Source organism: Vandammella animalimorsus (assembly GCF_002288875.1).
Taxonomy (GTDB): Bacteria; Pseudomonadota; Gammaproteobacteria; order Burkholderiales; family Burkholderiaceae_C; genus Lampropedia; species Lampropedia animalimorsus.
The window spans coordinates 24390-44906 of sequence record NZ_NTBH01000010.1 but is presented as its reverse complement, the minus strand read 5'-3'; the positions used below and the strand labels follow the sequence as shown (position 1 = coordinate 44906).

The 20517-nt window shown below is 66.8% G+C and carries 15 protein-coding genes and 3 tRNA genes; 4 read left to right on the top strand and 14 right to left on the bottom strand.

All coding sequences use genetic code 11. From position 1 onward, the window contains the following. Nucleotides 1-12 precede the first annotated feature (12 nt). The 3 genes from CLI93_RS12795 to CLI93_RS12785 all read left to right on the top strand — a co-directional run bounded on the left by CLI93_RS12795 (nucleotide 13) and on the right by CLI93_RS12785 (nucleotide 2364). A complete protein-coding gene (locus CLI93_RS12795; RefSeq protein ID WP_095542991.1) occupies nucleotides 13-411 on the top strand; it encodes a hypothetical protein in 399 nt (132 codons plus the stop codon). A 164-nt stretch (nucleotides 412-575) separates the two neighbouring features. After that, nucleotides 576-1529: a hypothetical protein gene (locus CLI93_RS12790; RefSeq protein WP_143326431.1), complete on the top strand. Its 954-nt coding sequence runs from the start codon at nucleotides 576-578 to the stop codon at nucleotides 1527-1529. Nucleotides 1530-1590: 61 nt separating this feature from the next. After that, entirely contained in the window at nucleotides 1591-2364 is a 774-nt protein-coding gene (locus CLI93_RS12785) for an OmpA family protein (RefSeq protein WP_095542989.1), read from the top strand. 106 nt (nucleotides 2365-2470) lie between these two features. On the opposite strand, the gene CLI93_RS12780 is transcribed toward CLI93_RS12785, so the two are convergent. After that, complete coding sequence (locus CLI93_RS12780) at nucleotides 2471-4891, bottom strand: penicillin acylase family protein (RefSeq protein ID WP_095542988.1); 2421 nt, start codon at nucleotides 4889-4891, stop codon at nucleotides 2471-2473. Between the two features lie 205 nt (nucleotides 4892-5096). On the opposite strand from CLI93_RS12780, the gene CLI93_RS12775 reads away from it, so the two are divergent. Next, complete coding sequence (locus tag CLI93_RS12775; RefSeq protein WP_095995971.1) at nucleotides 5097-6947, top strand: M48 family metallopeptidase; 1851 nt, start codon at nucleotides 5097-5099, stop codon at nucleotides 6945-6947. Nucleotides 6948-7038: 91 nt separating this feature from the next. On the opposite strand, the gene CLI93_RS12770 is transcribed toward CLI93_RS12775, so the two are convergent. The 13 genes from CLI93_RS12770 to CLI93_RS12710 form a co-directional block, all read right to left on the bottom strand. Next, a tRNA-Asp gene (locus CLI93_RS12770) sits at nucleotides 7039-7115 on the bottom strand. 60 nt (nucleotides 7116-7175) lie between these two features. Then, nucleotides 7176-7250: transfer RNA gene (locus tag CLI93_RS12765), tRNA-Glu, on the bottom strand. 72 nt (nucleotides 7251-7322) lie between these two features. Continuing rightward, nucleotides 7323-7399: transfer RNA gene (locus CLI93_RS12760), tRNA-Pro, on the bottom strand. 18 nt (nucleotides 7400-7417) lie between these two features. After that, a complete protein-coding gene (locus CLI93_RS12755) occupies nucleotides 7418-7906 on the bottom strand; it encodes a MerR family transcriptional regulator (protein ID WP_095542986.1) in 489 nt (162 codons plus the stop codon). A 141-nt stretch (nucleotides 7907-8047) separates the two neighbouring features. Further along, complete coding sequence (locus CLI93_RS12750; RefSeq protein WP_095542985.1) at nucleotides 8048-8380, bottom strand: integration host factor subunit alpha; 333 nt, start codon at nucleotides 8378-8380, stop codon at nucleotides 8048-8050. Between the two features lie 13 nt (nucleotides 8381-8393). Next, on the bottom strand, nucleotides 8394-10856 hold the full coding sequence (gene pheT, locus CLI93_RS12745) for a phenylalanine--tRNA ligase subunit beta (RefSeq protein WP_095550109.1): 2463 nt from the start codon (nucleotides 10854-10856) through the stop codon (nucleotides 8394-8396). 10 nt (nucleotides 10857-10866) lie between these two features. Further along, entirely contained in the window at nucleotides 10867-11514 is a 648-nt protein-coding gene (locus CLI93_RS12740; RefSeq protein ID WP_143327011.1) for a hypothetical protein, read from the bottom strand. A gap of 22 nt (nucleotides 11515-11536) precedes the next feature. After that, on the bottom strand, nucleotides 11537-12592 hold the full coding sequence (pheS, locus tag CLI93_RS12735; protein ID WP_095995969.1) for a phenylalanine--tRNA ligase subunit alpha: 1056 nt from the start codon (nucleotides 12590-12592) through the stop codon (nucleotides 11537-11539). A 382-nt stretch (nucleotides 12593-12974) separates the two neighbouring features. Continuing rightward, nucleotides 12975-13334, bottom strand: coding sequence for a 50S ribosomal protein L20 (gene rplT / locus CLI93_RS12730; protein ID WP_095539729.1), 360 nt, complete (start codon nucleotides 13332-13334; stop codon nucleotides 12975-12977). 18 nt (nucleotides 13335-13352) lie between these two features. Next, nucleotides 13353-13556, bottom strand: coding sequence for a 50S ribosomal protein L35 (gene rpmI / locus CLI93_RS12725; RefSeq protein ID WP_095549940.1), 204 nt, complete (start codon nucleotides 13554-13556; stop codon nucleotides 13353-13355). Nucleotides 13557-13735: 179 nt separating this feature from the next. Beyond that, the gene (locus CLI93_RS15475; protein WP_238946645.1) at nucleotides 13736-15904 is read right to left on the bottom strand and encodes a peptidase U32 family protein; all 2169 of its coding nucleotides are present in this window, start codon (nucleotides 15902-15904) and stop codon (nucleotides 13736-13738) included. A 72-nt stretch (nucleotides 15905-15976) separates the two neighbouring features. After that, nucleotides 15977-19135 (bottom strand): efflux RND transporter permease subunit, encoded by a 3159-nt coding sequence (locus tag CLI93_RS12715; protein WP_095542981.1) that lies wholly within the window; start codon nucleotides 19133-19135, stop codon nucleotides 15977-15979. Next, entirely contained in the window at nucleotides 19132-20283 is a 1152-nt protein-coding gene (locus tag CLI93_RS12710; protein ID WP_238946074.1) for an efflux RND transporter periplasmic adaptor subunit, read from the bottom strand. The genes CLI93_RS12715 and CLI93_RS12710 overlap by 4 nt, the downstream gene beginning before the upstream one ends. Nucleotides 20284-20517: the final 234 nt, after the last annotated feature.

Here is a 20517-nt window from a genome sequence, read left to right as displayed (position 1 = left end):
GAGGGCCATGCCATGAGTCACCGCTATCACCGAGTCGCCCTGGGCGCCTGCACCGCCGCAGCGGCCATGCTGAGCATGGTCAGTGGCAGCTGGGCGCAATCGGGTCATTCGCAACAAGAGCAGAAACAGGGGCAAAACATGCCGGCACAAAAGGCCCAGCCACAGCGCGGCAACCGCATCGAAGTCACAGGCAATCGGGCCGAGCGCATCCAGGTGCATTGCGACGCCAACACTGCCGTGAACGTCAACAGCGTCAACATCCAAGGCCGCGCATTGCGAGGCGAGACGGTCGTGGTGACCGGGCGCAATACGCAGGACGTTCGCATCGTCGGCGATTGTGCCGAGGCGCAAGATGGCGCGACAGGCCAGCGCAATGGCCCAGTGCAGATCAACAGTGTGACCATCCGCTGAGGTGCTGCTGCACTGAAGCGCAGCCACGTCAGACTGGCCAGGCTGCGATGCGTGTGCCTTGCCTGGTATCTGGGGGCTATGCCATCATGCCCGCCGGGCCACCACGGCTGGCTGTGCCTGTGGGCTGGAGCCGATCTCATCATCAATGGACGACAGGAGCTTGCATGAAAGACCGCCGAGTGTTTTCAGACATCTTCAGGCTGACTGCCAGGCCCGCCGCACGGGCTTGCATGTGTTTGGCGCTGGCCGCCAGCGCGTGGGCTTGGGGCCTGCCTGCAGCGCAGGCACAGCAACAGACTAATGCGGCGGTGCAGATGACGGCCGTGCAGGCGCAGGCCAGCAGCGAGGGCGGCTGGAATTTGCGCGTCAAGGGCATGGCCGCCCAGCCCGACCACACGGTGCTGGATGTGGCCGTGTCCTTTGCCAACCAGCGCCGCCCGCAAGGCGCACAGCTGGCTGGCGGCGACACCTTCTTGCTCACCGATGGCGGCACTCGCCTGCTGCTCAAGCGCCCGGCTGAGGATGCCAATGTGCAAATTGCCAACAACGCTTCCATGGAAGGGCAGCTGACCTTTTTGGGCGCCATCCCCGTGGGCACCCAGCAGCTGACGCTGGTGGTCAATGAAGGCAATGGCGAGCAGGACACCCGAGCGCCTGCGCTGAAGCTGCCCATCGCCGTGCCGCCCGAGGTCCAGTCCCAGCTGCGGGTGCACAGCGTGGGCGCCGATGCTGCCAAGCTGGCTACCGATGTGCGCTACCCGGTGCAGGCCAGCAACGAAGGGGGGCTGTTGGTGCAGGTGCAATCGGTGCAGCGCGAGGCCGACCGCACCCGGCTGCAGGTCAGCATCGCCTTCAGCAACCGCCGCCGCCCGCGCGGCACGGAGTTGGCAGGGGGCGAGACCTTCCTGCGCACCGCTGCGGGCGATCGCCTCATGCTGCAGCGCTCGACCGACAACCCCAAGCTGCTGATCGCCAACAACGAGGCCATGGTGGGTGAGCTGGTGTTTCAGGGCGCCTTGCCAGCCGATGCGCAAGGGCTGACGCTGGTCATCAACGATGGGCACTCGGCCACATCGACCAGGGCCTCGGCCCTGGTGATGGCGTTGCCTGCGCCTTGATGCAGTCGTTGTGGCGGGCCAATCTGCGCCAGGCACTGTTTTGACGAACCAGGGGCATGCCATGCTGAGACGAAACCGTGAAAGGCGCGCGATGCGCACGCTGCGTCAATGGGCGACACGCGCCTGGCCGCTGGCCCTGGTCGTGAGCGCCGGCAGCGCAGTGGCGCAAGCCAGTTTGCAGCCAGCGCCTCCCAGGGCTGAGACGGGCCTGCAGCTGCAGCAGCCGCCAGCGGCCTCGGGGCTGCAGGCCGCGCCCCGGCACACGCAGTTGCAGGAGCAGCCGCTGCAACCGGCCGATCTGCGGGCTGCTCCGCGCACCATGCAACTGCAGCCCACGGCGCAAGCGGGCCAATTGCAGCCTGCCTCTGCGGCAACGGCCAGCGCCTTGCGCCCCAGCCAGAGCAGCGCGGCGCACCTGCAGCGCACGCAAGAGCTGCTGGGCGAACTCCAGGCCGTGCAGCAAGGCCAGGAGCGCATCGTGCTGGAGCTGCCCTCGGACGTGCTGTTCGATTTCGACAAATCCGACATTCGCCCCGATGCACAGCCCGTGCTGGACAAGGTGCGAGAGTTGCTGCAGGCCTACCAGGATGTGCGCCTGAGCGTGCACGGCCACACGGACAGCAAGGGCAGCGAGGACTACAACATGGCCCTGTCGCAGCGGCGCGCCAACACTGTGGCTGCGGCCTTGCAAGACGTATTGCAGCACCCGATCCAGGTGCACGCCCACGGCGAGGGCCAGCCCATTGCGCCCAACGCGCACCCCGATGGCCGCGACGATCCGCAGGGCCGGCAAAGAAACCGTCGCGTGCAGCTGGAGATCACGCAAGGCCCTTGAAGGTCGCATTGCGCACTTTGATGACACGCTCAGCAAAACGCCTTGCCATGCCCATTGCGTGGGTGCATGGCAAGGCGAGCTGTTTGGGCTGTGGCGCCTGCAAACGCTATTCGCTCAGCATTTGTGTGCGGTAGTTGCTGTGGCTTGTGATCTCGCTTTCAGTGAAGGGCACGCGGAGCCATTGCTTGGCGGCATAGGCGCGGGTGTAGTCGCTGTAATGCGGCGAGGCCGGATCGTCCGATTGCGAGAAGGTCAGGAAGCTGTGCGCCTGCACGCCGTTGCTGCCAAAGCCCACCACCTGCATGTAGGTGTTGCCGTGCGGCTGCCCGTCCATGGCGTAGCCGCCTTGGCCCAGAGGCAGTTCGGAGCAGGCAATGGTGAAGTAGCCCAGGCCGCCGCAGCCGCCGTACAGCGCAATGCGCTGGCCATCGCGGGTGGCGTAGAGCAGTTGGCCGCGCGGCGCGTCCATGGCGGCGCCGCTGGCGGCCACGGCTTGCACGGCGGCGGCAAAAGCCGTGCGCAGCGCGGGCGCGGCGCTGGCCTGCAGGCCGCGCGGGGTGTGCAGCGGGTCCTGCGGGTCGAAGGGCACGGCAAACAGTTGCGCGGCCGGCACTTGTATGCGGCCCCAGAATTCGTCCCACAGGTGCGAGCCGCGTGAGTCTGCGTGGCCGTGGTTGTCCCAGGCTTGCAGGGCGGCGCAGGCGGCGCGCACGTCCACGCCTTCGATGCTGGCCTCGGTGCACACCAGCGCCAGCGCCGGTTCCTTGAACAGCTCGGCGCTCAGCACGCGGCTGTTGAGCACCATGTCCCGCACGATGGCGGCGCTGGCCTGGCGGCCTGGGTAGCCATCGGCGCCGGCCAGGCGCTCTTGCACCATGATGTGCCCCAGGCGGGTGCGCAGCGTTTGCGCGCTGCTGCCAGCGGGGCCGAAGATGGCAGGGTAGCCGCTCAGCGGCGCGGCCGGGTTGGCCAGCCAGTAGCTGTCGTTCATGTTGGCCACGTAGTCGCTGCGCAGCAGGCTGGGCATGCGCGCCGGGCCCAGTGCGCCGGGCTGGGCCGAGTCGGCATCGCTTTGCCAGTTGCAGGCGCTGCGCGCGCCGTTGAGCACCGGCACGCCTGGCAGTGCAGCGGCCAGGGCCTGGCCGGCGGGTGTGGCGCACTGCGCCAGCAGCGCGTCGGGCACGTTGGGCACGGCGCCGATGTCGGCGTACCAGGCTTGGTCGCTGCCGCGGCCCACGGCCACGGTGTTCACCCAGGGCACGGCGGATTCTTGCTTCTGGATGGCGATGAAGGCCTGCAGCGATGTGGCCTGGCCCCAGCGCAGCCAGTTGCGGAAGATGCGGTGGTTGTCGCTGTTGATGTCGCGCATGGCAAAGGCGCTGGCGTTGCCCCAGCCCAGCGCGGGGTGCAGGGCGCCCAGGTTGACCAGCGGGCCGTGGCGGCTTTTGTAGAGCGTGCGGGTGACGGTGCTGAGGCTGCCATCGTCGTTACGCACTTGCACGCTGATGGGCGTGGCCTGCATGGGCACGGGTTGACCATCGACCAGGTAGGTGGTGGGAGAGCCTTCGGCCAGGCTGAGCTGGAACAGGCCAAAGCGCCGCGCGGTGGAGACGGTGTGGCTCCAGGCCACGTGCTCATTGAAGCCGATGAGCACCAGCGGCACGCCCAGGAAGGACACGCCGCTGACGTTGATGCGATCAGGGATGGTCAGCTGTGTCTGGTAGAAGCGGTCGGCCCCCTTCCAATACCAGTGTGGGTTGCCAAACAGCAGCGGGCCATCGCCGCCGGTGACGGCGCTGCCAAAGCCGTACATGTTGCTGCCCACGCCTGCGCTGCCGCCCACTTCCAGCCGGGGCGCGTGTACCTCGCTTGGCTTGGGCCAGTCGGCCGGCGTGGCCTTGCCGCCAGCGGCCGGGGGCTGGGCATTGGCGATGGCGGCCACGAAGTTGCTGTGCCCGGCAGCCAGGCCAGCCTGCATCATGCGGCGCCAGAGGTCTTGGGGGGTGATGGCCTGCACCCAGGGCTGCGTGCGGCAAGCAGCGTGCGCGCTGCGGTGCTCGCCGGCCTGGATTTCGCGCACATAGCGGTTGTAGCCGGTGGCAAAGCCGTCCACCAGCGCATGCATGTCCGCAGATTGCGCGGCGGCCATGGTTTGCACGGCATCGTCAGGCAACAGATGGCGATGGAAAAAGTCCGAATCGATGTTCCGTGGCCGGCCGATGGTGCTGTTGTTCACCGCCAGCGCCTGGCCGCCCAGATGGCGCGAGCGCTCGCCCCGGTAGGTGAGAAAGGCATCGGCCAGGGTGCAGAGGTTGTCCTGCGCCTGCGCATAGCCCAGGCCATAGCCCAGCCCGCGCCAGTCCTCGGCCTTGATGTGGGCAATGCCCATGGCCGTGCGTCGCAGCTCAGACTGGTAGTTGGGGGCAACAGGTGTTGGGCTCCCATCGTCCGAGCCGCCGCAAGCGGCCAGCCAGGTGGAGGTCAACAATAACAGCGGCCAGCGGCCGCCCGGTGCATGCCTTGCCATGGAAATGTCTCCTTTTGATGTATGCCGCCCTCTTGTGTGGGGCGGCGCAAAGGATAGCGTCAAGGCCGCGCGCGTGCCAAGTGGGAAGCTGGCGGCATCGCCGCCAATCCACCCAGTGCAGTGAATGGCCTGGGTGTTGTTACGATATGAAACCTGCCAGTTGCAAGACAGCTTCTGCATTTCACTCATGCGGGGTGCGATACCCATGAAATATTCGGACTTCATTCACTTGGTGCGCCTGTCGGAGCAGGACAGCGCCAGCGATGAACAGGCCTACCGGCGCTCCGTGTTCTGGTTTGCGGCCTTGGGCTATTTGTGGGTGCTGGGCTGTGTCGGCGTGGGCCTGGTTTTGCTGTGGGTGCTGTTGGCGGCGATCTGGAGTGGCCGATTTCATGGGGGGTATGTCTGGTTGTTGGTGGCGGCGCCCTCGCTGCTGTGGGCGGGGTTGCGCGCACTGTGGCTGCGCCTGCCGCCGCCCCAGGGCCTGGAGCTGACGCAGGAAGACGCGCCGCGCCTGTTCGAGCTGCTCGAGCGCATCCGCAAGAAAGTGCAGGGCCCACCCATCCACCAGGTGCTGCTCGATGGCGATTTCAACGCCTGCATCACGCAGACGCCGCGGTTTGGCCTGTTCGGCGCGGCCCGCAACACGTTGACCGTGGGCTTGCCCATGCTGATGGCGCTGGACACCCCGCGCCTGTGCGCCGTGCTGGCGCATGAATATGGCCACTTGCGCGGCGACCATGGGCGCTTTGCCGCATGGATTTATCGCAGCCGCCTGTCCTGGGCGCGCCTGCACGCCAGCCTGGCGCGCAACTTCAGTTTTGCCGGCGTGGCCACCGACCAGTTTCTCGATTGGTACTTTCCGCGCTTTTGCGCCAAGACCTTTGCCATGGCCAGGCAGGACGAATACGAGGCCGACCGCATTGCCGCCAGCCTGACTGGCCGCGGCACGGCCGCAGCCGCCCTGGTGGAACTCGATGTGAAAGCGACCTGGCTGGAAATGCATTTCTGGCCCGCCCACTGGAGCCAGGCCGCTGCTCAGCCCGCGCCCATTGGGCCTTACAGCGCCATGCGCACCATGCTGGCGGCGCCGCCGGAGCCGGAGTTTGCGCAAGCGGCCTTGCGCCAGGCATTGCGACGGCGGCCCCAGCACGACGACACCCACCCCAGCCTGCGCGAGCGCATAGAGGCCCTGCAAAAGCCTGCGGTGCTGCCCGCCTGGTCGGCCAAACCGGCTTTGGGCCTGCTGCGCGAACCCAAGCGCTGGATCGAGCTGCTTGACCAGCAGTGGCGCCGTGAAAACCACCAGCGCTGGCGCAGCCACCACCAGCATCTGGCGCGCCTGGCCCAGCGCGTGCAGGCCTTGCAGGCGCGGCAGGCGCAGGCCAGTGCCGATGAGCTGACGGAATTGGGCCTGCTGCGGCGGCGGCTTAACCCCAAGGCGGCAGTGGCGCCGCTGTTCGAGCAGGCATTGGCCGCTGATCCGAACCATGCCCAGGCCTTGAAGGCCTTGATTGGCAGCCTGCCGGCCCGCGATACGCGCACCCTGGCTCTGTGCGAGCGGCTGTGGACGGTCGATGCGCAGTACCAGTGGTGGGCCAGCGATCATGCGGTGCAATGGCTGCAGCAGGCCCTGCAAGAGGAGCCGGCGCAGGAGGAGCCGCTCAAACTATGGCGCCAGCGCCTGAAAGAGGCTGCGGCCGCCGAGACGCGCGCTTGGCAGGAGCTGCATCAAGCCCCTTGCTTTGAGCGCATATCCCGCCACGATTTGAGCGATTTTGAGCTGCAGCAGCTGCGGGCCCAGTTGCGCGAGACGGCCCCGATCCGCACGGCCTGGCTGGTGCGCAAGCAGCTGCGCGAATTCCCCCGCCGCCGCGCCTATGTGCTGTTCATCCAGGCCCATGATGGCTTGGACGAGCCCGAATGCGCCCGTTTGTGCGACCACCTGGAGCAAACGCTGGAGCTGCCCGGGCCGTTGCTGGCGCTCTGGGCCGGCCAATCCTTGGAGCTGCAGGCGATCGAGCAGCAGGCCTTCGAGCCCATCTACCGCAGCTGAGTCAGGAAAAGCGTCAAGAAACGCCAAAAGCGCCCAAAAGAGCCAAGAAAAAAACCCTTGCAACCGGCAGGCTGCAAGGGTTTTCATGTTGTGGCGGAGCGGACGGGGCTCGAACCCGCGACCCCCGGCGTGACAGGCCGGTATTCTAACCAACTGAACTACCGCTCCTGGTAGTGCCAACAGGCGCGCTGAAGCAAATGCCATGGGCTGAGCTACAGCAAGCCAATCTGGCGACCCTACGGGGACTCGAACCCCGGTTACCGCCGTGAAAGGGCGATGTCCTAACCGCTAGACGATAGGGTCTTTGTGCATGGCATGTCAGTGATCGATGCGCCCAAAAGGCGTTTCTGTTACTGACGATGCTATGCGCATGAATGGTCGGCGTGGCGGGATTCGAACTCGCGACCCCTTGCACCCCATGCAAGTGCGCTACCTGGCTGCGCTACACGCCGAAAACGTGAGATTCTATCCTAGTTTTTGGGCTGGTCGGACAAAATGGCGCGAATTTTTGACAGCTCGTCGCGCAATTCGTCCCACGACAGGCTGCCTGTGCTGGAGGCAGACGCCGTAAATAGGGTGCCTTGCGCCTGCACGGCATCTTGTTGTGCGGCACCAGAAGGCGTGTCGGCGGCCGTGCTCACTTCTTCGCTGGCTGAGGCGCCGGCTGCACTCATCTGTGCTTGGGCTGCGGGGGCTTTGTTGGGGCTCCAGTTCTGCAAGCGCGAGCGTGCGCCGCTGATGGTGAAGCCTTGTTCGTAGAGCAGCTCCCGGATGCGACGGATCATCAGCACCTCGTGGTGCTGGTAATAACGCCGATTGCCGCGGCGCTTCATGGGGCGCAGCTGCGTGAATTCCTGTTCCCAATAGCGCAGGACATGGGGTTTGACGTCGCACAGTTCGGCCACTTCGCCAATGGTGAAGTAGCGCTTGACAGGGATGGGTGGCAAGGGGGTGTTCATAGCAGGCAAACAAGGGCCATGGCACGCACCGCGCTCAATGGCGCACGCACAGTAGCGCACGCCATCATAACGCGCCAGTCACTGACGGGGCAGGATGGCGGGGCCTTCGTTTGGGAGAAAGATGGCTTGGCTGTCTCTGACTCAGCCTGAGCTGCCGGGCTGGACTTTTTCTTTGAGCTTGTTGCTGGCGTGGAAGGTGACCACGCTGCGGGCCTCGATGGGGATGGCTTCGCCGGTGCGGGGGTTGCGCCCTGGGCGCGCGGCTTTGGTGCGAACCTGGAAATTGCCAAAGCCGGAGATGCGCACGCTCTCACCGGCAATCAGTTGCTTGGCGATGAGCTCGAAGAAGGCATCGACGATGTCCTTGGATTCGCGCTTGGACAGGCCAATGCGCTCGTAAAGCAGGTCGGCCAGCTGGGCCTTGGTCAGCGAATTGGGCTCCAGGCTGGCGATGTCGAGGGGGAACTCAGTCATGGCATGGGCTCTTTCAGCGGCGCAGGCGCGCCGCTACGGCGCGCTCCAGCGCTTGTACCACAGCCGCGACGGCGGCATCGATGTCGGCATCGGTCAGCGCTGCGCCGGCGCTGTCGAAGCTCAGGCGCATGGCCAGGCTTTTCTCGCCAGGGCCAATGCCGCCCTGCTCGCCGGCGGCCTGGTTGGCGGCGGGGCGGTAGATGTCGAACAACAGCGCTTGTGTCAGGGCAATGGGCAGCTTGGCCTGCACAATGGCTTGGTGCACCTGGGCATAGGGGGTGGCTTCGGCCACGACGATGGCGATGTCACGCTCAATGGGCTGATGCTTGGATATGGCCTGGGCTTGGGGCAACTGGCGCGCCAGCACGGCCTGCCAATCCAGCTCGAACAGCATGGGCGCGTGCGGCAGCTCCCATTGTTGACGCCATTGGGGGTGCAGCTCGCCCAGCACGCCAATGGGCTGGCCGTCCAGCAGCACCTGGGCGCTGCGGCCGGGGTGCAGCGCAGGGTGTTCGTAGGGGATGAATTCGGCCTGCGCGGGCGCCAGCAGGGCTTGCACGTCGCCCTTGAGGTCGTAGAAATCCACGCGGCGCTCGGTCTGGCCCCATTGGCGGCCAGCGGCGTCGCCATAGGCGATGCCGGCCACGCGCAGGGGCTGGTGCACGCCTTGTACGCTGGCCTCGCTGGTGACTACGCTGGCATCGCGCGCAAAGACGCGGCCGACCTCGAACAGGCGCACGCGGCTGGCTTTGCGATCCAGGTTGAACTTGAGCACGTTCAGCAGCGAGCCCAGCAGGCTGGAGCGCATCACGCTCATGGGTGCGGCGATGGGGTTGAGCAGGCGGATGGGGTTGGCGTTGCCAGCCAGATCGCGCTCCCAGCTCTCTTGCACGAAGCTGAAGTTGATGGTTTCCTGATAGCCCAGCCCCGCCAACAGGCGGCGCACGGCGAATTTACCGCGCTGGGTTTCGCTGGGGGCTTGCGCGACGATGGGGGCCAGCGGCGCGGTATCGGGCAATTGGTTGAAGCCAATGATGCGGGCGACTTCTTCGATCAGATCGGCCTCGATGGCCAGGTCAAAGCGGTAGGGCGGGGGGGTGACGCGCAGCACTTCCCCTTCGGCATGGGCCACGCGCTCGCAGGGCAGGCCCAGGCGGGCAAAGACCTCCTCGCACTGCTGGGCGCTGATGGGCATGCCGATGACCTTGGCGGCGCGCGCCACGCGCAGCTCGATGGGGCGCGCCTCGGGCAGGCGCAGGCGCTGGTCGTCGATGGGGCCAACCTGGGTGTGCGGCGTGCCGCAGATCTCCAGTACCAGGGCGGTGATGCGCTCGATGATCTCCACCGTGCGGCTGGGGTCCACGCCGCGCTCGAAGCGGTGGCCGGCATCGGTGGCGAAGTTGAAACGTCGCGAGCGGCCCTGGATGGCCTCGGGGTGCCAGAAGGCCGCTTCGATGTAGATGTTGCGCGTGGCATCGCTCACGGCGGTGGCGTTGCCGCCCATGATGCCCGCCAGCGATTCGACCTGGCGGGCATCGGCGATGACGCCCACCTGCTCATCCAGCGCGACGGTGTTGCCATTGAGCAGCTCCAGGCTTTCGCCCGCGCGGGCCCAGCGCACTTGCAGGCCGCCCTCGATCTTGTCCAGATCGAAGATGTGGCTGGGCTGGCCGTACTCGAACATGACGTAGTTGGAGATGTCCACCAGCGGTGAGACGCTGCGCTGGCCGCAGCGCGCGAGTTGCTCGACCATCCACGCCGGGGTGGTGGCCTGGGGGTTGACGCCCTTGACGATGCGGCCGGAGAAGCGCCCGCACAGATCGGCAGCCTGCACCTGCACGGGCAGGGTTTCGCTCATGGTGGCGGGCACGGCGGGGATGGCTGGCGTGTGCAGCGGCGCGCCGGTCAGCGCGGCCAGCTCGCGCGCAATGCCGTACACGCTCAGGCCGTGCGCCAGATTGGGCGTGAGCTTGATGGTCAGCAGCGCATCGTCCAGGCGCAGATACTCGCGCACGTTCTGGCCCACGGGGGCGTCGGCGGGCAGCTCCAGCAGGCCGCCGTGCTCGTCGGAAATGCCCAGCTCGCGCGCCGAGCACAGCATGCCAAAGCTTTGCACGCCACGCAGCTTGCCGACCTTGATCTTGAAGGGCTTGCCATCCTCGCCCGGCGGCAGCTCGGCACCGACCATGGCGCAGGGCACTTTGATGCCCACGCGCGCATTGGGCGCGCCGCAGACGATGTTCAGCAGCGCGCCATCACCCGCCGCGCCCACATCCACCTGGCAGACGCGCAGGCGGTCGGCATCGGGGTGTTGCACGGCCTCCTTGATTTCGCCGATGACGATGCCGCCAAACGGCGGCGCGGCCGGGCGGATCTCCTCCACCTCGAAGCCGCCCATGGTCAGGGTCTCGGCCAGTTGCTCGGTGTTCAAAGGCGGGTTGCAGAAGGCGCGCAGCCAGGATTCTGGGAATTGCATGGTGTGTGCTTTAGGTTTGGGCGTCGCGCGCATCGCGCGCGGACGCATGGTCGGCAAGGCGTTCGAGGGCGGCGGCTTGGCGCGCCAGCAGCTGGTTTTGTTCTTGCACCGAGGCCAGCAGATCCCTGGAATAGGTTGAGCCACCGGAGCGGCGCACCAGCCACAGCCACACGCCAATGAGCAGCAGCATGGGACCCCAGTTGAGCAGCAGCCGCATCCAGACGGTTTGCGCAAACGCCGGGGCTTGCGGGCCGCTGCCGGCTTCGGTGAATGCACCCGAAATCAGGCGGATTTGGGCGCTGGCGTAACGCCCGGCTTCGTAACGGGCGCGGCCGCTCAGGCTCACCATCATGTCTTGCCCGGGCGGCAGTTTCAGGCCGTAGGTGACATCGTTGAAGGCATCGATGAGCTTGCCTTGGGCGTCGAAAAACTGCACTTCGAAGACAGGGTCTTCCAGCGCCAGATCGCTGGTGTTAGTGGCCTTGCCCAAAGCGGTGAGCGCGCCGCAGCAGGCTTTGCCTTCGGCGGGCGCGTTGTAGCTGAAATCGATGTCGCTCAGGCGCACGGTGTCGTAGCCGGGCGCGGCGGCGCTGGCTGTTGCACCTGCAAGCGCCATTGCCAAAGCCAGGGTGGCAGTGAACAGGGCAGGGCGTTTCATGCGGTTGATCCGGCAGATGGGGTCAGCGGAACTGCTGCAAAAAGCGCACATCGCCGTCAAAGAACAGCCGCAAGTCGCTCACGCCATAGCGCAGCATGGCCAGGCGGTCGATGCCCGAGCCGAAGGCAAAGCCGATGAAGCGCTCCGGATCCAGCCCCATGTTGCGCACCACCTGCGGGTGCACCTGGCCGGAGCCGGAGACTTCCAGCCACTTGCCCGCCAGCGGGCCGCTTTGGAACTGGATGTCGATCTCGGCGCTGGGCTCGGTGAAGGGGAAGTAGCTGGGGCGAAAGCGCAGCACCAGGTCATCGGCCTCGAAGAATGCGCGGCAGAAGTTCAGGTAGGTGGCCTTCAAGTCCTTGAAGCTGACGTTCTCGCCCAGCCACAGGCCCTCGACCTGGTGGAACATGGGCGAGTGCGTGGCGTCGTTGTCCACGCGGTAGGTGCGCCCGGGGGCGATGACGCGCACCTCCTGCACCTCGCCGCGCGCCAGGGCTTCGGCGTGCTTGCGCGCATGGGCCGTGGCGTAGCGGATTTGCATCGGGCTGGTGTGGGTGCGCAGGCAGTAGGGCTGGCCGTCCTCGCCCTGCATGTCCACGTAGAAGGTGTCCTGCATGGAGCGCGCGGGGTGGTTGGGCGGGTTGCCCAGCGCGGTGAAGTTGAACCAGTCGTTTTCGATTTCCGGGCCATCGGCCACGTCAAAGCCCATGGAGCCGAAGATTTGCTCGATGCGCTCCCAGGCCAGGGTCACGGGGTGCAGGCCGCCTGTTTCGCGGCGGCGGCCGGGCAGGCTCACGTCCAGGCGCTCGGCCTGCAACTGGCGCTGCAACTCGGCATCGGCCAGGGCCTGGCGGCGCGCGTTCAGCGCTGCTTCGATGGCCTGCTTGGCCTGGTTGATGGCCGCGCCCTGGGTTTTTTTCTCCTCCACGCTGAGCTGGGCCAGGCCTTTCATCAGCGCGGTGATCTGGCCGCTTTTGCCCAGGAACCGGGCCTTGGCGTCTTCCAACGCCGCAGGGGTGGCGCATTGTGCAAATTGGGCTTGGGCCTGCTCGACCAGGGCCGCCAAATCGGTGCTCATATCCGTGCTCTCAAATCAGGGGCTAGTGTGTCGTCCCGCAAAAACCTACACATCAAATCGAGTCTGCCGCGCCATGGCTGCGTGCAACTGCACGCGATACCGCCCGGTATCGCTGTACTTTGCGCCTTGGCCTGACACGCCACGCATTGGTTTGATTCGTGCAGTGGTCTTCGGGACAGCATGCTGGCAGCGAATAGCAGCGGGGCTGGCTTGGCATTCCCGGGCGGCCTGATGGCGCTGCTTGCCAGGAATGCAATCACACGCTGCAGCTGCGCCGCGCGCTGCAAAAGGAAAAAGGGCCGGCGCTCAGAGAACCTGCATGCAGATTCGCAAAGCCCGGCCCGACGGCGGAAAAGGCAAATTGCCTTGTATGGTGAAGCGATTACGCCGCCAGTTTGGCCTTGGCCTGCTCGACCAGGCTGCCGAATGCGGCTTTGTCATGCACGGCCAGATCGGCCAGCATCTTGCGATCGATTTCGATCTGGGCCTTCTTCAGGCCGTTGGTGAACTGGCTGTAGGTCAGACCCAGTTCGCGCGAAGCGGCATTGATACGGGCGATCCACAGCTGGCGGAACACGCGCTTTTTGTTGCGGCGATCGCGGTAGGCGTATTGGCCAGCCTTCATCACCGCTTGCTTGGCAACGCGGAAGACGTTGCCGCGGCGACCGCGGAAACCTTTGGCCAGCTTCAGGATTTTCTTGTGACGGGCATGTGCCGTAACACCACGTTTGACGCGAGGCATGTGCGTGACTCCTTCTGATTACAGACCGGCAAATGGCAGCATTTGCGCCATGTGGCCGAGGTTGGTTTCATGCACGTTGGTCACGCCGCGCAGTTGGCGCTTGTTCTTGGTGCTCTTCTTGGTGAGGATGTGGCGCTTGAACGCTTGACCGCGTTTGACGGTGCCACCTGGGCGAACGCGAAAACGCTTTTTCGCGCTGCTTTTGCTCTTCATCTTAGGCATAACAGTTTCCTGACTTGTTTGACATTGTGGCTGTTCAGGCGTGCCGCCTGCGCCGCTGCAATGGTGTTTGCCGCTGCAGCCCGCGCGGGCTGGCCCTTGGCGATCGCTGCCGATCTGCCTGCAGCCACTTGTGATTTCCCCAGGCGCAGCAAAGCCGCCTTACCCAGGAAAACCGGCGATTATACATGCCGCGTGCTGGCCGGGCGTTGGCGATAGAACCGCATGGGCACGCCTTCGGCCAGCGCCTGCTGCTGGGCCTGGCGTTGCTGAGCCAGCACGCCGGGCTTGATCTTGCCCACCACGTGCATTTCGCAGGGCTTGCAGTCAAAGCGCAGGGTGAGCTTTTCCTTGCCGTTGATCAGGTGCAGCGGCTCGGCCTTGATGGTGCCCTTGACGCCGATCACCCCCTTGGCTTGCTTGGGGCACAGGCTCATGGAATAGCGCACGCAATGCTTGGTGATCATCAGGCTGACTTCGCCCAGCTCCTGGTCGGCCTCGTAGGCCGCGTCGATCACCTGCACCCCGTGCTTGAGGTAGAAGGCGTGCGCCTGGTGGTTGAGCACGTTGGCCAGATACGTCAGCGTGTCCTCGGGGAAGGGCGCGGGCGGCTCTACAGGCTGGGCGCGCGGCGGGCGCACGTAGCCGCTGGCGCGCGCCGCCTCCAGCGCGGCCAGGGCGTCGCGGCGCAGGCGGTTGAGCAGCGAGGCGGGCAAAAACCAGCTCTGTTGCAGCCGCGCCTGCACGGCCAGCGGCTCGAACATCGTGTTGCCAAAACGCTGCAACTGCTGGACGGCGGCGCGCTCGCTCTTGGCCAGGGTCTGTGGCTGGCGCGGCGCCTGCTGCGGGTGCGCCGCCTGGGCGCTGGCGGCAAAGCCGTCCTCATCGCTCAATTGCAGCAGCAACTGGCCCGGCTGCGGCTCGCTGAGCGTGGCCCACAGGCCGATGCGGCGCTGGCTGGAGGGGCGCTCGAGCATGCGCTGCCAGTGCATGTCGCGGTTGCGGTTGATCGTCAGATCCTTGCGCAGGTCTTTCAGGCTGGCGATCGGGTCTTTGGGCCAGATGCGCCACTGGCCGGGGCGGCCGCTGGGCGCTGGCTCGGCGCGGTTGATGGCCATGCCCACCAGCTCGCCGCGCAGGTCGTAATAGCACAGGCCATCGCCGTTGGAGAGCTGCGCGGCGCTGTCGCTCAATTGCACGTCCAGCCAGTTGTCGGCGGCGCTGGCGTTGGCGGCAGCCGTGGCAGAAAGCGCAGCCGCCGCTGCCGGGCGCTGGCGGCCCGCTTTGGCAGCCGGGCGGCCTGCGGTGGCCGCGGGCGCGGCCTTGTTGACTGCTTTATTAACGGCAGCCTTATTGATGGCCAGCACCCAGCCAATGGGCGTGCCGGGGTTTTTGGGCGAATCGAACGCGCCAATGTCCTGCTGGCGGCCGTTGACGAAGTAATCGGTGAAGGCGCGGTTGAAGTTCTGCTGCGGATCGGGCGTGAAGAAAAACGTGGTGCACCCGCTGGAGGCGCGCGCCAGCGGCTGGGCGCTGGCCTGGCTGGCCTCAATCTGCTCATCGAGCAGGCGGCGGTAGTGGGCGGTGATGTTTTTCACATAGCCCATGTCCTTGTAGCGGCCCTCGATCTTGAAGCTGCGCACGCCCGCCTCGATGAGCGCGCCCAGGTTGGCCGATTGGTTGTTGTCCTTCATCGACAGCACGTGCTTGTCGTAGGCGATGAAGCGGCCCTGACTGTCTTGCACCTGGTAGGGCAGGCGGCAGGCTTGCGAGCAATCGCCCCTGTTGGCGCTGCGGCCCGTGTGGGCGTGGCTGATGTAGCACTGGCCGCTGTAGGCCACGCACAGCGCGCCGTGGATGAAGAATTCAATCGTGGTGCGTGCCGGGTCGATGGCATCGCGGATGGCGGCGATCTGCGCCAGCGTCAGCTCGCGCGCGGGCACGATTTGCGAAAAACCCACGTCCTGCAAAAAGCGCGCCTTTTCGGGCGTGCGGATGTCGGTTTGCGTGCTGGCGTGCAGTTGGATGGGCGGCAAATCCAGCTCCAGCAAGCCCATGTCCTGCACGATCAGCGCATCGGCGCCCGCCTCGTACACCTGCCAGGCCATGCGGCGCGCCGCCTCCAGCTCATCGTCGCGCAAGATGGTGTTGAGCGTGATGAAAATGCGCGCGCGATAGCGGTGCGCGTGCCGCACCAGCCGCTCAATATCGGCAATGGCATTGCCCGCCGTGGCCCGCGCGCCAAAGGCAGGCCCGCCGATATAGACAGCATCCGCGCCGTGGTTGATGGCCTCGATGCCGATGTCGGCATCGCGCGCCGGGGCGAGCAGTTCCAGTTCGTGCGCTTGCATAGGTGGGGCCTTGGGTGGTGTGGGGGCGGTGTTTTGCGGGCCGGCATTATCCGTGATGGCCCTTTGCCCATGTTATGCGGCGCTGCCGGGTGCGGCGGGCGTTTCGCGTCGCACGCGAAACAGCAGGGCGTACAGCGCGGGCAGGGCCAGCAGGGTCAGCACGGTGGCCACGATCAGGCCGCCCATGATGGCGGTGGCCATGGGGCCCCAGAACACGCTGCGCGAGAGCGGGATCATGGCCAGCACGGCGGCGGCGGCGGTCAGGGCGATGGGGCGCAGGCGGTGCGTGGCGGCGTTGAGGATGGCATCCCAGGCGGGCACGCCGGCGGCGCGTTCGAGTTCGATCTGGTCGATCAGGATCACGGCGTTGCGCTGGATCATGCCCATCAGCGCGATCACGCCCAGCAGCGCGACGAAGCCAAAGGGCCGCCCTGTGGCCAGCAGCGCGGCGGCGATGCCGGCGATGCCCAGCGGGCCGGTGAGGAACACCAGCAGCGCGCGCGAGAAGCTGCGCAGCTGGATGACCAGCAGCGTGAAGATGATGAACAGCATCAGCGGCACGCCGGCGGCGATGGAGGCCGAGCCCTTGGCGCTTTCGGCGATGGCGCCGGCCACTTCGATGCGGTATTCCTGCTGGCCATCGGCGTGCCATTGCCGCTCCAGCGCGCGCAGCGCGGGCAGCAGCGCGTTGGTGACGGTGGCGCCTTGCTGGCCTGCGGTGACGTCGCCCTGCACGGTGATGGCGTACTGGCGGTTGCTGCGCCAGAGCACGCCCCATTCCCAGTCCATGCGCGCGGTGGCGATCTGCGACAGTGGGATGGCGCCGCCGAAGCTGGTGTTGATGTAGGCATTGCCCAGCGCCGTAAGGCTGTCGCGCTCGGCCAGCGGCGGGCGCAGCACGATGGGGATGAGCTGGTCGTCCTCGCGGTACTGGCCGATGGTTTCGCCCTCGAGAATCATCTGCGTGCCGCGCGCGATGGACTGGCTGTTCACACCCAGGGCCAGGGCCTTATCCTGGTCGATATCGAGGCGCCAGGTCTTGATGCGCTCATTCCAGTTGTCGTTGACGCCGCGCATGTGCGCATGGGCGCTCATGATGGCCTTGACCTCATCGGCGCGCGCGCGCAGCGCGGCCGGCTCGGGGCCGATGACCTTGAATTGCACCGGATAGGGCACGGGCGGGCCCATGGGCAGCAGCTTGATGCGCGCGCGCACTTCGGGCAGTTGCTCGGCCAGGGTCTGCGGCAGGCTGCGCAGCAGCGCGTCGCGCTCTTGCAGCGAGTGCGGCTGCACGATGAATTGCGCCACGTTGCTTTGCGGGAAGATCTGATCGAGCGGCAGGTAAAAGCGCGGCGTGCCCGAGCCGATCCAGGTGGCGACGTTGCGCACGCCCGGCTGCACGGCCAGGGTTTGCTCGGCGCGCAGCGCCACGTCCTCGATGGCCTGGAAGGACGCGCCTTCTGGCAGCCAGAGATCGACCATGATCTCCGGGCGGTTGGAGTCCGGGAAGAACTGCTGCTGCACCTTGGCCATGCCGACCAGGCCCAGCGCGAACAGCGCGAAAGTGGCAAAGGTGGTCAGCCAGCGGTGCACCAGGCACCAGTCGAGCAGGCGGCGAAAGCGCTGGTAGAACGGCGTGTCGTAGACCTCTCCATGTGCGCCGGGCGCGGGCGGCTTGAGCAGCAGCACGCCCAGGTAGGGCACGAAATAGACCGAGACGATCCACGACAGCAGCAGCGCCACGACGGTGACGCCGAAGATGGCGAAGGTGTACTCGCCAGTGGTGGAGCGGGCAATGCCGATGGGCAGAAAGCCAGCGGCGGTGATCAGCGTGCCCGTGAGCATGGGCTTGGCGGTGATGTCGTAGGCAAACAGCGCGGAGCGGAACTTGTCGTAGCCCTCTTCCATTTTGCGCACCATCATCTCCACGGCGATGATGGCGTCGTCCACCAGCAGGCCCAGCGCGATGATCAGCGAGCCCAGCGAGATTTTGTGCAGGCCAATGCCCCAGTAGAGCATGACCAGAAAGGTCAGCGACAGCACCAGCGGGATGGTGATGGCCACCACCAGGCCGGGGCGCATGTCCAGCGTGTAGCGCCGCCACAGCGGCGCTGGGCCAGCGCGCTTGTGCAGGCCCAGTGAGAGAAAGCTCACCGCCAGCACGATGGCCACGGCCTCGATCAGCACCTTGACGAACTCGCCCACGGCGCTGGTGACGGCCTCTGGCTGGTCCTGCACGTTGCGCAGCGTCATGCCCGCGGGCAGCGCCTGGCCGATGGCCTCGGCCTGGGCGTGCAAGGCCTGGCCCAGCGCCACGATGTCGCCGCCCTTGGCCATGGAGATGCCCAGCGCGATCACCGGCTGGCCCTCAAAGCGCACCTTGACGGAAGGCGGGTCTTCATAGCCGCGCCAGACCTGGGCAATGTCGCCCAGGCGCAGCTGCTGGCCGGATGCGGCCTGGATGGGCATGGCGCGCAAATCCTCCAGCGCGCCGAACTGGCCCTGCACGCGCACGCGCACCTGCTCGCCATCGCCGTGCACGCTGCCGGCGGCGGCCACGGCGTTTTGCTGGCCCAGCTGCGCCAGCACCTGGTTCATGTTCAGCCCCAGCTGTGAGAGGCGTTGCTGGGGCGCTTCGATGTACAGGCGCTCTTGCTGCACGCCAAACAGCTCGACCTTGGCCACGTCCGGCACGCGCAGCAGCTGCTGGCGCACGCGCTCGGCCTGGGCCTTGAGCTCGGCCGGGCTGTAGCCAGGGCCTGAGAGGGCGTAGATCACGCCATAGACATCGCCGAAGTCGTCGATGAAGAACGGGCCGCGCACGCCCTGGGGCAGCTGCCAGGCCATGTCGCCGACTTTTTTGCGCACCGTGTACCACAGCTGCTGCACCTGCGCCGGCGGGCTGCTGTCGTCGAGCTGGAAGACGATTTGCGACTGGCCGGGCTTGGAGTAGCTGTCGATCTTGTCGGCAAAGGGCACCTCCTGCAGCGTGCGCTCGATGCGGCTGGTGACCTGCTCGGCCACCTGCTCGGCGGTGGCGCCGGGCCAGTGCGTCTGGATCACCATGGCGCGGAAGGTAAAGGGCGGGTCCTCGTCCTGGCCTAGCTGGAAGTAGGCGAAAAAGCCCAACACCATCAGCACCACCAGCAGGTAGCGCGTCAGCGCCGGGTGCTCCAGCGCCCATTTGGAGATGTTGTGGCGCGAGACGGGCGGATTGTGGGCGGCGCTCATCGCGTTGGCTCCGCTGCGCTGGGCTCGCCGCTGCCCGGCCCCTCGAAGATGCGCACCTTCTCGCCCTCTTGCAGCACGTGTGCGCCCGTGGCCACCAGCTGCTCGCCAGCTTGCAGGCCGCTGCGCACGATCCATTGATTGCCGTCGGCCTCGCCCAGCTCGACGTGGCGGCGCTGCACGGTGCTGCTGCCCGGCTCATAGACCCAGACGCTGCTGCGCCCGGCCTCATCGCTCCAGATGGCCGTGCCGGGCAGGCGGATGCTGGGCTGCGCCTGCGCCGCGCGCGGCCAATCGACGGTGACGGTCGCGCCCAGCGGCGGCTGCGCCGCCCCGAGGATCTCCAGCTTCACGGCAAAGGTGCGCGTGGCCGGATCGGCACTGGCGGCGATCTCGCGCACCCGCGCCGCTTGCGGCGTTTGCTGATCGGCCCAGGCGCGCACCGTCACCTCCTGCCCCACCTTGACCTGCGCCAGGCGCTGCTCGGGCACGGCAAAGCGCACCTCGCGCGCGCCATCCAGGGCCAGGCGCACCACCGGCGTGCCGGCGGCCACGACCTGGCCGGGCTCGGCCAGCGTGGCGGTGACCACGGCATCGGCATCGGCCACCAGCCGCGTGTACTCGGCCTGGTTGCCCTGCGCGCTGAGCTGGGCGCGGGCCTGCTCGACGCGCGACTGCGCCGCCTTCAGAGCGGCGCTGCGCCGGTCCAGCTCGGCAGCGCTGATGAAGTTCTGCGCGCGCAGCTCGCGGTAGCGCTGCAAATCGGCCGCTTGCAGATCGCGCTCCGTAGTGGCCGCGCGCAACTGGGCCTGCGCCGCCGCGGCCGAAAGCTCGTAATCGGTCGCATCCAACTGCGCCAGCAGCTGGCCCTTGCGCACCGCCTGGCCCTGCACCACCGGCCGCGCCAGCAGCTTGCCGGCCACGCGAAAGCCCAGCGCGGCCTCGCTGCGCGCGGCCACCACGCCAGCGTACTGAATGGGCGGCTGCTGCGCGGTCTCGCCCACCGTCAACAGCTTGACGGCGCGCACCGGCGGGGGTGGCGCCTCGGGGCGCGAACAGGCGGCCAGCGACAGGGCAAGCAGACACATCAGGCACAGCGCCGCAACGGCACTGCGGGCGCGCAATGGCGATCGGAAATCAGGGCTGGACATGGGGGAGGGCGGCAAAGCGGGCGCATGGCCAGCGGGCTGCGAACCTGCGGCAGTCACTGGCAGCGGCAAGGCTGAAAAAACGCCGATTGTGCGCCAAAAGGGCGGCAGGCCGGGCACTGGGGCATGGGGCTGGCAGCTGCTGGTGCAGCGCCAAAGGCCGGGCGCAATGGCCATGCTCGGGATTCCGCACTGCGGGCCGCTATGCGGGGAAAACCCCAGCAGGCCATAACCCCG

Excerpts from the sequence above, each read along its gene's own strand:
- CLI93_RS12790 (WP_143326431.1), top strand. The coding sequence starts at position 576 with ATGAAAGACCGCCGAGTGTTTTCAGACATCTTCAGGCTGACTGCCAGG.
- CLI93_RS12775 (WP_095995971.1), top strand. The coding sequence starts at position 5,097 with ATGAAATATTCGGACTTCATTCACTTGGTGCGCCTGTCGGAGCAGGAC.
- rplT (WP_095539729.1), bottom strand. The coding sequence starts at position 13,334 with ATGCCTCGCGTCAAACGTGGTGTTACGGCACATGCCCGTCACAAGAAA.
- CLI93_RS12715 (WP_095542981.1), bottom strand. The coding sequence starts at position 19,135 with ATGAGCGCCGCCCACAATCCGCCCGTCTCGCGCCACAACATCTCCAAA.
- CLI93_RS12750 (WP_095542985.1), bottom strand. The coding sequence starts at position 8,380 with ATGACTGAGTTCCCCCTCGACATCGCCAGCCTGGAGCCCAATTCGCTG.
- pheS (WP_095995969.1), bottom strand. The coding sequence starts at position 12,592 with ATGAGCACCGATTTGGCGGCCCTGGTCGAGCAGGCCCAAGCCCAATTT.
- CLI93_RS12710 (WP_238946074.1), bottom strand. The coding sequence starts at position 20,283 with ATGTCCAGCCCTGATTTCCGATCGCCATTGCGCGCCCGCAGTGCCGTT.
- rpmI (WP_095549940.1), bottom strand. The coding sequence starts at position 13,556 with ATGCCTAAGATGAAGAGCAAAAGCAGCGCGAAAAAGCGTTTTCGCGTT.
- CLI93_RS12780 (WP_095542988.1), bottom strand. The coding sequence starts at position 4,891 with ATGGCAAGGCATGCACCGGGCGGCCGCTGGCCGCTGTTATTGTTGACC.
- CLI93_RS12740 (WP_143327011.1), bottom strand. The coding sequence starts at position 11,514 with ATGAAACGCCCTGCCCTGTTCACTGCCACCCTGGCTTTGGCAATGGCG.
- pheT (WP_095550109.1), bottom strand. The coding sequence starts at position 10,856 with ATGCAATTCCCAGAATCCTGGCTGCGCGCCTTCTGCAACCCGCCTTTG.
- CLI93_RS15475 (WP_238946645.1), bottom strand. The coding sequence starts at position 15,904 with ATGCAAGCGCACGAACTGGAACTGCTCGCCCCGGCGCGCGATGCCGAC.
- CLI93_RS12785 (WP_095542989.1), top strand. The coding sequence starts at position 1,591 with ATGCTGAGACGAAACCGTGAAAGGCGCGCGATGCGCACGCTGCGTCAA.
- CLI93_RS12755 (WP_095542986.1), bottom strand. The coding sequence starts at position 7,906 with ATGAACACCCCCTTGCCACCCATCCCTGTCAAGCGCTACTTCACCATT.
- CLI93_RS12795 (WP_095542991.1), top strand. The coding sequence starts at position 13 with ATGAGTCACCGCTATCACCGAGTCGCCCTGGGCGCCTGCACCGCCGCA.